Genomic DNA, 13,951 nt, shown 5'->3' on the forward strand with positions numbered 1-13,951 from the left:
TGATAAGATATCGGGCATGGGCTTGTTGTGGCTTTTGAGTTGTCGTTTGGGAAGACAATAACTCTACTACATCAGCCCTCTCTCTTCATCCTCTTATTTTGGCGAAGGTATTGCTATATCAATAGTAATAGTTGCAAGCCTAAAGTGAGTAAGGCTTAACTTAATGACACTAATTTGTCTTAACGCCATTTAATTTTTCACTGTACATCATCGGATAGTAATTTTTCTGCTGCTTCTAGCATAGTTGCAGCGATTTCCTTGAGGTCTTCACGATTATTTAAGTAAGTTTTCAAAGCTTCCATTGGGTCGATGCTGTTACTCGCACTCAATTCGGGAACGCGGGGACGAGCTAATTGACTGAGTAATTCTGGTTGAATGGTGTAGGTGTGGGCTGATTGTAAGGCTGTGTGTAAGGCAGCATTTTCGATCACATCTAACTGTTCAGAACGGAGTTTGTAAATTAATCGCACTACTGCATCTTGAATATCATATTTGGCGATCGCTTTTAAAATTGCCCCCTGGGGATCTTCGGCTTTGGAAATATCCACTTCAATAGTGCGGAAACTGCGAACGAGTAAGGGACAAAATTCCCAAGTTGTATTTCCCCGTTCCAGTTCAATCATCACATAACCTTTGTCTTCTTTTTCTTCGCTAAAATCTACCCGTTCAATACTCCCCGGATAAATGACTGGCGGGTTGTTCTGTTTATTTAAATTCTGGTGTTTGTGGACATGTCCCAAAGCTACATAATCAAAACAAGGGCGTGTCAACAACGACAACGGTAAAGTAAAACCTTTACCCACCGCTAACAAACGTTCTGCGCCTAAAGTTGCATTATCCGCCATCAAGTGTGCTAATAATACAGTCGGCGCGTCTGGGTCAAGGCGACGAATTTCCCCTTCGATGACAACTTGTAACCTTTGGGTTAATAACTCGTTGACTTCTGATAACGATAAACCTTCAGTTTCTTGGCGCGTCATTAATGTTGAACGAGTCAACCAAGGGAGAGTAATGACTTGCACTTTACCGTTACGAGTTTCGATGTGATGAGTTGTTAATGTGTCACCTACCACAAATCCCGGTACACCCAAAGTTCGATAAATATTTAAGCTTGCGCCTCCTAAGCCTTGGGAATGTTGGTCATGATTTCCCACCAACAATACTGTCGGGATATTCGCATCAACCAGCCGACGAAATTGACTTGCAAAAGCTTCTTGGATATATGGCGGCGGTGTCGCATCAGGAAAGGCATCACCACCAAAGATTACCAAATCTACAGCATCTGTCAATGCGCGATCGATGCACAGGGATAAAGTCTGCACAAAATCCTCTAACCGCGTGTTTAACCCAGTCGCCGGGTTAATTCGACCGTGGGAAAAACCGCTTCCCATGTGGATATCTGAAAGATGGAGAATTTTAATCATAAAAATTTCAATAATTCCGTGTTTCCATATTAATTAGGACTTACGCAAAAAAACGAAAAAATAAGGTTTTAGAACAGGGTGTAGGGGTATGAGGGTGTAAGTATTCAAAACCCTTTCACCCCCACACCCAATCCCCACAGAAAATTGTGGTGTGTAAATCCTGTTAATGATAAATAGTACTTGATAGTTGTACGAATGTCTGAAGCTGGCGTTGGTGAGTGGGTAACGATTCCCTTGGAGGGAAATCGAGATTAAACAGTACCTGCAATTAAAATTAACTTAAAAACTGGCGATTTTCTCCCAAGATGAACTGCAAAACTTTAATTTACGATCCGAGTAAGCAAGAGGTAATTACTTTCACTGTTGATCAAAAGCGTTATAAATTGGTACGTTGGGATGTTGCCGATAAAGCCCAGATGTTGTCAGAGTCTTCTTTGGAACGATATACAGAATTAAGTTTACTTACCAAAATACCCCAAGCAGATGCGATCGCTGTTATTCAGTGTAATAATATTTACCAACTTCCATCCAAGTCAGTCAATGCCATCTTAGAAATTCGTCGCTGGGAAGATTTTAGCTGTATCCAGGAAATAGAGTTACCTGAATGTACCGATATACCAAGTTGTGTCACGATTACTCCCTGTCAACAGTACATCGTCGTTGTCGAATTATATACTTCGCTGTATCTAATAGAATTGTCATCGGGTATAATTCAACGTTTTGCTTTTGAGACAGAATACAATTACAGCTTAGTATTTGACCCAAAGATGCAGTTTTTTATCAACTCATCAATTGACCAATTCAGCTATTTTCAACTTCATTGGATTGATGATTTAGCGACTGGTAAATTTTCTCTTCGGGGAGGTTTTTGGGGGGATATGCGCTGTCATAAAGATACCATTATTTTTAGTCCCAACGAGGACGCTTTTATCCATACTTGCTATCATTTTGAACGGAAATTATTGGTGACATACCGTCGATTTAATCGTTCCCAACTATTTAGCGATCGCAGTCATTGGGGAATAAATAATCATCCTACACCAACTTCTGTTCTCGATAAAGTTTGGGAAATCTCCCTACCCTACATCCAACATCAACATGATGAGGAAAATCTTTGGCAAAGTGATATTGCTTTTCTCAATGACCAAACCTTAGTATTAGGAGCAGGAAAAACCCTGGCTTTGCTAAATATTCAAGATGGAGTCGTGAAAGCAGAGTACCAAACAGATGCAATTATACAGGCGATCGCAATAGATACTGCACATCAACGAGTAATTACCGCTACCCGTAATGGAGTATTCTGTATTCATCTGTAGCACTTTATCTACCAAGTTAGAACAGCATTATTCTTTGTGGTCAATGAAAAAACTTATTCTAATTTCAATTATTACAATTCTATCACTAGGGTTGACATATCATTTATTACGTATTGCTTTTCCCATAACCTATATAGTTGACTGTACTCAAGCTCATAAAATCACGAAAATATCCGACACTTTTATCAGTACAATTGGTGATCCATCGGCAAAAGAAGCAGAAATTATTGCACAAAGATATATAACAAAAGCCTTTTGTTTAAATGACTTAAATGGTGATTCTAGCTTCAGCCCTAAACCATATTTCTTTAATGTCTCAAACTTAAGTTCTAAGTATCAAATTGTTGGTTACAGTGGTGCTGGTTTTCGTAGTCCAGGTAATTTACAAGTAAAATTTGACAATGGGACTCTCCTAAATTTTTGCTTTAGCAAGATGGTAATTAACTGCAACCAAGCTCAAGAATGCGATTGTCCTCATGATTTTAACTGGGAACCCAAACCAAAGTAATATGAATAATGCTAATTGTCAGATATTTTACTTAGATGCTGATTGGTATTGGTTTCGTGTATCCGATGATTTTTAGGGATGACAATTGAGTTAGTTTTGAGTTATGGATAAGTGACATTACTACTTATGAAGTCACAAATATGAAATCTCATATTCACCATACCTTGATTTTGCTAGTAGCGATAACAGGGATAACATTGTTGTCAACTCCATCTATATCTAGTGATACTCATCAATCAATATCTTCTATCACAGTTAAGTCTACAAAAGAGAATTCATTACCCCAGTTATGGAAGGTGAAAATTAACGGAAAATCTGGATATGTTGATGCCAGAACAACTTATAAAGTAGAACTTCAATCAGAAAAATATCCCTTAAAAACTCAAATTTCACCAGCAGAAATTACCGAATTTAATCGGATTTTTGAATTTGGTAAATTTAACCACCAAAAAGCGATCGCTCTCCGCAAACGGCTACAACCTTTAGCCGATCAAAATGATGCAGTTGCTTGTTACTGGCTGGCAAAAACCTACAATTTGGAAGAATTTGGCATTAGGAAAGAGAGCGATCGCCAATCAGCTTTGAAATGGTATCACAGATCAGCAGAGCTTGATTACGCACCTGCCGCATATTTTCTCTACAGAGCCTATTTTTCCGGATGGATGGGTTTACAAAAGGATGAAAATGAATCTAGCAAATGGCTGCATGAAGCCAAGAAAAAATCTTCTGGAAAATTATTGTCCGAAATCCTCATGGAATTTGTTTTTTTTAGCGACCCAAGTGTAAAATTCATCAACTTGAGAACAATTCCAAAAAATGCTGGGAATTATCTCGAATATCTACGCCAAATATATATATTAACTCCTAGTAATAGCTGGGTAATACACAAATATGGTAATGCACTCTACGAAGCTAAACGTTACACAGAAGCCTTAGCGGTTCTCATTAATAGTGATAATGCCTTTATTTGGCAAAAAATTGGTCAGATGTATGAGCAAGGTTTGGGTACTCCAATAGATATAGAAAAGGCTTTGTTTTGGTACAAAAAAGTAGCAATTGAAGGTAAAACTCAAGAAAATGGAGCCAATCCAATTAGTACATATGGTAGATTGGAAATTTATCGCTTAATCTGCTTGAAAAAAATTACAACACAGCAAGCAGCACCGTTATATAGTCCTGAAAAATATCAGAGTGAATTTGCTCAGTTTAGCGATAGTAAATGTAATTATGGCTCTTAATATGATGTATGTACTCCAGCCTTGGCTCTTACGTAGCCTATCACCATTGCCAAATTAATTCACTAATTGGATTCATGATTTTAGGCGAATTTGAAATAACAATGTTACGATCCTGACGAATCACACCCAGGAAATCAATTGTGCCTAAACAATTCTTTAATCTCAAGTGGTTGAGATTTAATCGTACCTCTTTCACTCTGTTTGCAATTTTATTTGCAATAGTTTTAATAATTGCCCTCTGCTTCCGAGATGATTGGATTAGACCGTTACTGGGCGACGTTTTAATTGTCATGGTGATTGCTTACTTTGTTCATGCTTTTATTGCAGTTCCATTACGGAAGGTTGCTATTGGAACTCTCATCTTTGCCTACTTGATTGAGTTTCTTCAGTTTCTGAATCTCATTGATATTTTAGGCTGGCGAAACTCCCAACTAGCTCATTTAACAATTGGATCTACTTTCGACTGGCGAGATTTGGTTGCTTATACGGTTGGGATTGCGATCGTTTTCCTCACTGCCAATCGTTTGAAGTCATAAACTACTATTATTTTCCTCTTTATCGAGTATTCATCATTGCTTTGAGATGACGCAAACGCCCCAGATTTAACCGATTTGGGCATTGTTTACTTCTGGTTTGACTACCAAAAAACCGTGACTCAAACTTGCAATACTGAGTTTGATAACGCTCCCAAAGAGGCTGAGTCTTATCTTGTCCAGATGTAACTTGTGATTGCTGCGGCTCGTCTTCTGAATCATATACAGCTATCCCCTTTAGATCCGCAATGCGATCGTTATTTAGCCGAGCTAAACAGCGATGATAGAGCATCGGTGCCATAGAATTTTCTTTAAAAGGTTCAACCAACTCAGTACAATGTGCTTCACGATAGTCTTGCCAGTATTTTTGTGCGATCGCAAATGTTGGCTGATACTGCTTCGATAGTCTTTCTGCCCAATCGCCATAAATACTTGATTGCAAAAACTGAGTTGTTTTTGACCAATAGACCGCGCATTGATTTAACCCAAACTGTGTCTTATCCACACAATTTAGCTCTGGAATTCCAGGTAGCACAAAACTATTGAAGAGAGCTAAACCACGAGTAGGTGCTGCCAGAAGGTCTTCTAGTTGGTGAAGTCGAGCCTCTCTGAGAAGCTGATGACATTCCGCCAATCTCAGGGGGTTAAAAGCGAATAGAGCTTTTTCGATCTGGCAATACTGAGTTTGATATTGCTCCCAGTGACGTTGCACCGATGAATTTCTCAATTTGAGTCGATCAAGTAAGGATTCAAATCGAGGATCGTGAGATTGGAGGGTAATAATCTGACCAACTCTCTGTAATTCTAGAATGCGATTGTTATTTAATCGCGCTAAACAGACAGATGTTGCAATTGGAAAATCTGGCGTATTGCGTAAGCGTTGAGTTAACTGTTGACAGTGTTGTGTTTGAAACTGATGCCAGGATTGATCTGCGATCGCCAGTTGATGTTGCAGGGGTGCAATAAGTTGGGACTCAACATCTTGATAAACCAATGATTTGAGCAAATGGGTTACTTCTGCCCAACGCTTTGCACAGCGATATTCACCCGCTTCAACCTGTCGAACACAGTCCGGTTGCAAAACTCCACCAAATCCTAATATTACAGTTGGACGAGGTAAAGGAGTCAGTGGCTTGGCATCTGGCACAGGGAGAGCTTGGCTCGGTTCCACACCAATTTGAGTTGCAAATAAAATGACACTCGCAAATATCGCAATCTTAAATTTTATCATTTTTCTCATCACCAATCCTGAGTAGCCTTCAAGCACTATCCCTAGCATTTAGATTGTATGTTTCAGTAAAGTTGTAGCTTAAGATACTAATTATTCTCATACTGATACTATTATTCAAAAACTCCTGGTTTGTAAGCACATACAACAGTGTTTACTAAGATAATTTACGGTAATTTAAGTTTTGCATTGCTTTCGTAGATATTTATACGGAGATTGTTATTGTTAAACAAAGCATAATCATTTCATTAAGGAAATAAAAAAATGAACAGTTCTAAACCCAATCAGCTAGGTGTATCCGTAGTTATGGGCGCTTTGATTATGTTAACTAGTGTGAGTATTATCACGATTATGAATATGTTCTAGGTTGAATGCTGAGAATTTTTGCAAATAAACTTTACAAAACCCTGTGCGGTACTGCACAGGGTTTTTATATTTTGTTATCTCATCACTGTTTTGTTATTTATAAATTAGCCTGCAAAGTCTTGCTATATATAAATTTGAGCATTCTGGTTCTCAGGCTGTGATTTTGGCTAAAGATACTTGCAGTTTCAGGTTTATTTTTTTTAACTATATTGGCTGGATACTATTCCGGATTTGTACTGAGTCTACTGAGAATAGGAAATAAATCTGTTTAATCACTTCTAAGCAAAATGAGAGCAAATTTCTCTACTTTTAGCAAATGAGAAATTTGAGATTTTATTGTCTATAAGCATAGTTGCATTCCAATGCTGATCGTTGGAACAAATTTTCATGCTCTCAGGATAATAAATATTCATTTCATTGGCGTGATAGAAGAAGATTGACCAAACATCAACCTAAGCTTTACTACTTTGAAACACTAGTTTTGGGCTTGGGTGATTTTTGGGTAACTCATCAGTTTTAGCAAGGTTAATAATGTTATGACAACAAGATTTTTTCGGGGAATTAATTACACTGTTGAATCATTAATAGGAAGTGACCAAACTTTTCAGAGCAATCAAAAAAATACTTGGCTAGAAGTTTTAGGTACGAATAACGTCATCAAGACTGGCAGAGGGAATGATGTCATTATAGAAAATGTTAAGTTCCTGTTTATTAGTAATTATCCTCCTTATGTTGGCCCCGCAATTTTTTATGGTGGTTATGGTGTAATACCTGAAGCATCAATAAGAGGTACTACAATTATTGATACTGGATTTGGTGATGATTTTGTTGTTTTAGGAGAGGGCAATTATATTGTTGATCTCGGTCAAGGTAACAATATTGTTGATGGTACTGGCATTTTTGGTAATATCAAAATATCGGCTGGCAACGGCAATAACATTATTGATTTGACAGGAATTGCTAATTCTCAAGTTAATCTTGGTAATGGTAATAACTCAATTTATCTAGGAGCAGGTAATTCTTCTGTATCCACAGGTGCAGGAAATGATTTGATTACCACAACTATTAATGGGGCATTTACAATCTTAATTGATATTGAATTTTTTGGAGCAGAACCTTACAAACAAACTATTAATGCAGGAAATGGCGACAACCTGATTAAAGTAGTCGTAGCTGGAGAAACAAGTATTACAACAGGTTCAGGGAAAGATTTCGTTTTAGCTACCTCTGCAAATATTGAACTTTTTGATGGAGCGCCTAATTCTGATGTTGTGGATATTCTGACAGGAAGTGGTAGCGATACTGTCATTACAATTGGCACTAAAAGTTTCATTAATTCTGGTTCTGGAGATGATTTAATCATATCTGGTCTGGGCGACGACACAATTTTTACAGGAAGTGGTCGTGATGTGGTGAATCTTCGTGGAGACACTTTTTTTGCTCCCGCCCCTATCCAAGACCTTGAAGAAATATACTTTTCTGAAGCAACTGTTCAAGGAGGTGGCAATGATACCGTTTATTTGGGAAGCGGTAATAAAACGGTGATTTTGGGAAGCAGTGGCTTTGCTACAATCTATGGTTTTGATAAGAAGGATCGTTTAGATGTTAGCGGGTTAAATGCCACTTTTACGCAAATGGGAAATGACACACTCATCAGTTCAGGTGATCATTCTTTAGGAATTATCAAAGACTACACAGGTTCAGTCGCTTTGGTGTAACAGTTAATTAAGAATTAGATTGAAAATGCCTAACGCCACTGCGCTAGACGGGTTCCCCGCCTCTCTCAGTGGCTTCCTAGGTAACTAATCTTTGTGGGAGTAGATTATAGGACTAATATTTGATTCCTAAAATCTACGTAGCATCTGTTAGCGACCGTAACATATTTACCGCAAAGCTTTCGGTGCGTTACGGCTGACGCTTAACACACCCTACACATACTGCATAGGGTTTTTATATTTCGTAATTTAATTATGATCTCAATGCTCTGGGTAAGTATAAACTATTTGCTAAGGAACAAAGATAGCTTTAGGTTGATCCGTAATACTAGGTTTTGAGCTTGTAAAAGTTAAAAGAAGCTTGAGGATGAGTGACGGATGCTAAGACAATACACTGGCAATACTAAAGCAAAAAATCTAAAGCAGTTTTTCATAACTCTGACCGTTTTAACTCCACTGTTAATTACAATTCCGGTTTACGCCAGCAAGCCGGAACATATCAAACAACTAATAGATACAAATAACTGTGCGAAATGCGATTTAAGCGGGGCAAATTTTAGCTGGAAAAATTTGCTGCGTGCTGATTTATCGGACTCAAATTTGGGTGGTGCGGACTTAAGTAATGCAGATTTGAGTGGCGCTAATTTGCGTAATAGTAATTTAAGTAAGGCGAAACTATCTCGCGCTAATATTTTTCGGGCTAATTTGGATAAGGCCAACTTAAGTGACGCTGATTTGAGTAGCACTAACTTGAGTGGTGCTGATTTGCGGAATGCAAATTTAACTCGTGCTGATTTGACGAATGCTGACTTGAGTGGTGCGAATTTAAATGGGGCAAATTTGCAAGATGCTAACTTGCGGGGTGTGCGGTTTGATAATGTCAACCTCCAAGGTGTGAATTTGAATGGTGTTGATTTAAGTAATGCAGATTTGCGGAATTTTAACTTCCGTGGCGTGTCGCTGAATGGGGTTAACTTGAGTCGGGTGAATTTGAGTGGTTATAACTTGAGGGGGATAGAACTGAAAAATGCCAATCTCAGTTATGCAAATTTACAAAATGCTGATTTGAGTAATGCCAGATTAAATAATACTGATTTGCAAAATGCTAATCTCTACAATGCGAATTTGCAGGGTGCAGATTTGATTGGCAGTAAACTTAACAGTGCGAATTTGGATAATGCAGATTTAAGGGGTACAAATCTGGATGCTGATAGTTTACCTCAGAATATTCGTGCTGATGCTTTGGATTACAGCCGTTGGGGAAATACACTCAGTGGTCAGAGAAGATATCAAGGTGCGATCGCCTATTACAACAAAGCGATAGAATTAAATCCTAGAGATGCTCAAATTTATACTAGTCGCGGTTATGCTCACAGTAAGTTGAAAAATTACCAAGCTGCGATCGCTGACTACAACAAAGCAATTGAAATTGACCCTAGTTATGCAAAAGCATACAGCAATCGTGGCTTAACTCGCATCGAACAAAATGATTATCAAAGTGCGTTAGCTGATTTTGACCAAGCAATTCGCTTCGACCCCAACAATGCGGAGGCTTATAACGGACGCGCCACAATTCGCCGCATTCAAAAAGATTATACCGCAGTCATTACCGAAGCTTCCCAAGCCATTAGAATTAATTCTAAATTTGCCGAGGCGTACAATAACCGAGGTTTAGCGCGGTTTGCTATGCAAGATTATCAAAGCGCGATTCAAGATTATGATAAAGCCATTGATAATTCTAGCGGTTGGGCTTGGGCATATCTGAACCGGGGACTTGCTCGCGCCGCCATCAGCCAGCATAAAGATGCAACTAAAGATTTTGACCGCGCTATTGAAATTGATGAGAATTATACCGAAGCTTATTATCAACGCAGCGTTGCCCGATTTAATCGTAAACGATATGAGGATGCAATTAAAGATTGCGATCGCGTCATTCAACGAGACCCCAATTATGCCGCAGCTTATGAAAACAAGGGCAATTCTTTATTAGCACTGAAAAAGAAAGCGGAAGCAAAACTCGCCTTTGAACAAGCGATGAAAATCTACGCTCAAAAACAAGATAACCCTAGTTTAGAAAGATTACAGCAAATCGTTGCTGGATTGTAGGGAATACATAAAAGTATGAAGAAACGAACCGCAAAGGACGCATAGACGCGATAGCGGCTTCCCGCAGGGTAGGACGCAAAGTTATAAGAGTTTAAGAGATTTCTTGCATATAGCGACTGAAGTCGCGGCTACACAGACAAAACCATTGATTTTACTTGAGTCCGCCTTCGCGGACTTTGTTTTTATAGCCGCGAATTCCATTTGTTGGGACTATGTGCTTCTCCCTCCCCTTGTCCCCCTTGTCCTCCTTGTCTCCCTTATCTCACCCCCTCCGCGCCTCTGCGTCTCTGCGTGAGACAAAAAACCGAGTTCCCGCATTTCTCATGTGAGAGAGATGCTGAGATTTCTATATATTGAGATTATAGAAATATTGAGAACACAAATTTGGCTGCCACAATGCTTTGGAAATGGTGCTTGAGACTCTTCGTAATACTCTTGGGACTGTGGCTGTTATTAGATTTCGCTTCCCGTCTAGGCGCAGAGATTTTTTGGTTTCAAGAAGTCGGTTATTTACAAGTATTCTTATTAAGGTTAGTTACTAAGGTTAGTTTAGTATTATTTGTCACGGTTGTCAGTGCAGTCTATCTATGGGGGAATTTATGGTTAGCACAAAAGCTAAAATATCCCGCATCTTTGAAAATTGCTCAAATTAAGCGTGAAGAAGCTGGATTGAGTGCAGAGTTAAAAAATCTGCTCAGTCCGCAATATGCAAAATATGATAACAGTCAAATTACTTACACTGGTGTATTACCAATTAAATTGCGCTGGCTGCTACCTGTAGTTGTTATCTTCAGCTTGTTGGTGGGGTTAATGTTGGCGCACTACGGTCAAATTTCCTTCGCTTATTGGCAAGCTTCGGCTAACAAAGCTAGTTTACCTGTGATTTCGTTGTTTCGCCTAGAAACAATTTGGGCGTTGGGTAGGCAAATTACAACTCAGATTTTATATGTTGCTTTAGTTGGGGGTGTAGCGATCGCTATTTTAATGTATCCACGCTGGTTATTAACAGCGATCGCCGGGACATTTAGTATTTTATTTGGTTGGATAATGCACCAGAACTGGGGAAAGGTTCTGCAATATTTTTATCCCACAAGTTTTAATTACTCTGAGCCATTATTTAACCAAGATATTAGTTTCTACATCTTTTCTCTACCAGTTTGGGAATTGATGGAACTCTGGTTAATGGGTTTATGTTTATTTGGGTTCCTCGCCGTTAGTCTTACCTATCTGCTTTCGGCGGAGAGTTTAAGTCAGGGAATTTTCCCAGGGTTTTCATCCCAGCAGCAGCGTCATTTGTATGGGGTGGGTGGCTTGTTAATGCTAGTCGTCGCCTGGAGTTATTGGCTGAGTCGGTACGAACTGGTTTATTCTCAACAAGGTGTGAGTTATGGCGCTAGTTATACCGATGTGACAACTCAGTTACCAGCTTACACCTTGTTGTGTGTGTTAGCAGTGGCGATCGCATTTTACCTGTTGGGGCGGACAATTTTCTGGCGACCAAAATCAACCTATCGCAAATTTGTAGGTTACGGGTTAAGCGTTTATTTATTGATAGCTGTTGCATCTGGCGTGATTTTACCCCAGGTAGTGCAGTATTTAATCGTGCAGCCCAACGAATTGCAGCGAGAAGAACCTTACATCAAAAGGTCTATTGCTTTGACTCGCCAAGCTTTTGATTTAGAAGCCATTGACGCAAGAACTTTTAACCCCCAAGGAACTTTAACCGAAGCTGATATTAAAGCTAATGACTCGACAATTCGCAATATTCGCCTGTGGGATCAGCGTCCACTTTTAGATACTAACCGCCAATTGCAACAAATTCGTCCTTACTATCGCTTTCCGGGTGCAGATATTGATCGTTATACTTTAGCAAGTGACGCAATTGAACAACCTCCAACAACTAATACAACACCCACAGAATTAATAGAACGGCGACAAGTTTTAATTGCAGCGCGAGAATTAGATTATGGTGCTGTACCCCAACAAGCGCAGACATGGGTAAACCGTCATTTAATTTATACACATGGTTATGGATTTACATTGAGTCCTGTAAATACAGTTGCGCCTGGGGGACTACCAGAATATTTTGTCAAAGATATTGCTGGGACTGCGAATGGCGCTCTCACAACTTCTAGTGCTGCAATTCGAGATAGCATCCCCATTGGTTTACCCCGGATTTATTACGGAGAAATTACGAACACTTATGTAATGACTGGTACAAGAGTCAGAGAATTAGATTATCCTAGCGGCAGTGATAACGCTTACAACATCTACGATGGTTCAGGTGGCATTTCTATCGGTTCTCTGTGGCGGCGTTGGCTATTTGCAATGTATTTAAAAGATTGGCAAATGTTGTTTACGCGGGACTTTTTACCAGAAACCAAGGTATTATTTCGCCGCAATATCAATCAACGTATTCGCGCTATTGCACCTTTTTTAAAATTTGATAGTGACCCTTACTTAGTCGCGGCTGATCCTCGCATTGGTACTGGGTTTCCTGGTGTCAACAATAACCTATTTTGGATTGTTGATGCTTATACAACAAGCGATCGCTATCCTTATTCTGACCCAAATAACGATGGAATTAACTATATTCGTAACTCTGTTAAAGTCGTGATTGATGCTTACAACGGTACAGTTAATTTTTACATTGCTGACTCTCAAGATCCCATTATTCAAACATGGGCTAACATCTTTCCCAAGATGTTTAAACCTCTGAGTGCTATGCCAGCCACCATCCGCAATCATATCCGCTATCCAGTGGACTTTTTTCAAATTCAAGCGGAACGGTTGATGACTTATCACATGACAGACCCCCAGGTATTTTACAACCGCGAAGACCAATGGCAAATTCCCAACGAAATTTATGGTGATAAAGCGCGACCAGTGGAGGCATATTATTTAATTACTAGTCTGCCGACTGTTCCCTTTGAAGAATTTATCTTACTGTTACCCTACACTCCCAGACAACGGACAAATTTAATTGCTTGGTTAGCGGCGCGATCAGATGGTGATAATTACGGTAAGTTATTGTTATATATCTTTCCCAAAGAGCGCCTAGTCTACGGTACAGAACAAATTGAAGCACGCATTAACCAAGATCCTGTAATTTCTCAGCAAATTTCTTTATGGAATCGTCAAGGTTCTAAAGCAACTCAAGGAAATTTGTTAGTTATTCCCATCCAGCAATCATTATTGTACGTCGAACCAATATATTTAGAAGCAACTCAAAATAGTTTGCCCACATTAGTAAGGGTAGTTGTTGCCTACGAAAATCGCATTGTCATGGCGCAAACTCTAGAACAAGCACTAAAAGCCATCTTTCAACCAGAAGTTACACCAGAACCTGCTATTGTGCGCCCCTTTGAAGAAGGAAATTCACCTAGCCAGTAATATTATGACATGCAACGTCTCGAAAATTTTGGCAGCAATTTAGGATCAATTTCATTCAATTGTTAAATATCTGCCATGCACCATCAACAAATTCATGATATTTATGGAAAGCATGAGTTGTTGT

9 protein-coding genes are annotated in these 13,951 nt (G+C 39.2%); 7 read left to right on the forward strand and 2 right to left on the reverse strand.

Going from position 1 to position 13,951, the window contains the following annotated elements; genetic code table 11:
• Positions 1-197: 197 nt before the first annotated feature.
• Positions 198-1,424, reverse strand: coding sequence for an exonuclease subunit SbcD (gene sbcD / locus H6G77_RS19380; protein ID WP_190668933.1), 1,227 nt, complete (start codon positions 1,422-1,424; stop codon positions 198-200).
• Positions 1,425-1,729: 305 nt separating this feature from the next.
• Here sbcD and H6G77_RS19385 point away from each other — a divergent pair, with 305 nt between their 5' ends.
• The 4 genes from H6G77_RS19385 to H6G77_RS35800 all read left to right on the forward strand — a co-directional run bounded on the left by H6G77_RS19385 (position 1,730) and on the right by H6G77_RS35800 (position 5,022).
• Positions 1,730-2,740 (forward strand): hypothetical protein, encoded by a 1,011-nt coding sequence (locus tag H6G77_RS19385; RefSeq protein WP_190872469.1) that lies wholly within the window; start codon positions 1,730-1,732, stop codon positions 2,738-2,740.
• Positions 2,741-2,783: 43 nt separating this feature from the next.
• Entirely contained in the window at positions 2,784-3,248 is a 465-nt protein-coding gene (locus tag H6G77_RS19390) for a hypothetical protein (protein ID WP_190872470.1), read from the forward strand.
• A 140-nt stretch (positions 3,249-3,388) separates the two neighbouring features.
• On the forward strand, positions 3,389-4,486 hold the full coding sequence (locus H6G77_RS19395) for a tetratricopeptide repeat protein (RefSeq protein ID WP_190872471.1): 1,098 nt from the start codon (positions 3,389-3,391) through the stop codon (positions 4,484-4,486).
• 140 nt (positions 4,487-4,626) lie between these two features.
• The gene (locus H6G77_RS35800; RefSeq protein ID WP_313949886.1) at positions 4,627-5,022 is read left to right on the forward strand and encodes a DUF2809 domain-containing protein; all 396 of its coding nucleotides are present in this window, start codon (positions 4,627-4,629) and stop codon (positions 5,020-5,022) included.
• A gap of 19 nt (positions 5,023-5,041) precedes the next feature.
• Here the strand turns inward: H6G77_RS35800 and H6G77_RS19405 are convergent, their stop codons facing one another.
• Entirely contained in the window at positions 5,042-6,250 is a 1,209-nt protein-coding gene (locus tag H6G77_RS19405; protein ID WP_242049259.1) for a lysozyme inhibitor LprI family protein, read from the reverse strand.
• A gap of 899 nt (positions 6,251-7,149) precedes the next feature.
• Between H6G77_RS19405 and H6G77_RS19410 the strand changes: the two genes are divergently transcribed.
• The 3 genes from H6G77_RS19410 (at position 7,150) to H6G77_RS19420 (ending at position 13,827) form a co-directional block, all read left to right on the forward strand.
• Positions 7,150-8,331: a hypothetical protein gene (locus H6G77_RS19410; protein WP_190589412.1), complete on the forward strand. Its 1,182-nt coding sequence runs from the start codon at positions 7,150-7,152 to the stop codon at positions 8,329-8,331.
• 375 nt (positions 8,332-8,706) lie between these two features.
• The gene (locus H6G77_RS19415) at positions 8,707-10,434 is read left to right on the forward strand and encodes a pentapeptide repeat-containing protein (protein ID WP_190872473.1); all 1,728 of its coding nucleotides are present in this window, start codon (positions 8,707-8,709) and stop codon (positions 10,432-10,434) included.
• A gap of 396 nt (positions 10,435-10,830) precedes the next feature.
• On the forward strand, positions 10,831-13,827 hold the full coding sequence (locus H6G77_RS19420; protein ID WP_190872474.1) for a UPF0182 family protein: 2,997 nt from the start codon (positions 10,831-10,833) through the stop codon (positions 13,825-13,827).
• Positions 13,828-13,951 lie beyond the last annotated feature (124 nt).

This window comes from Aulosira sp. FACHB-615, assembly GCF_014698045.1.
Classification (GTDB): Bacteria; Cyanobacteriota; Cyanobacteriia; order Cyanobacteriales; family Nostocaceae; genus Nostoc_B.

Excerpts from the sequence above, each read along its gene's own strand:
- sbcD (WP_190668933.1), bottom strand. The coding sequence starts at position 1,424 with ATGATTAAAATTCTCCATCTTTCAGATATCCACATGGGAAGCGGTTTT.
- H6G77_RS19385 (WP_190872469.1), top strand. The coding sequence starts at position 1,730 with ATGAACTGCAAAACTTTAATTTACGATCCGAGTAAGCAAGAGGTAATT.
- H6G77_RS19390 (WP_190872470.1), top strand. The coding sequence starts at position 2,784 with ATGAAAAAACTTATTCTAATTTCAATTATTACAATTCTATCACTAGGG.
- H6G77_RS19395 (WP_190872471.1), top strand. The coding sequence starts at position 3,389 with ATGAAATCTCATATTCACCATACCTTGATTTTGCTAGTAGCGATAACA.
- H6G77_RS19405 (WP_242049259.1), bottom strand. The coding sequence starts at position 6,250 with ATGATAAAATTTAAGATTGCGATATTTGCGAGTGTCATTTTATTTGCA.
- H6G77_RS19410 (WP_190589412.1), top strand. The coding sequence starts at position 7,150 with ATGACAACAAGATTTTTTCGGGGAATTAATTACACTGTTGAATCATTA.
- H6G77_RS19415 (WP_190872473.1), top strand. The coding sequence starts at position 8,707 with ATGCTAAGACAATACACTGGCAATACTAAAGCAAAAAATCTAAAGCAG.
- H6G77_RS19420 (WP_190872474.1), top strand. The coding sequence starts at position 10,831 with ATGCTTTGGAAATGGTGCTTGAGACTCTTCGTAATACTCTTGGGACTG.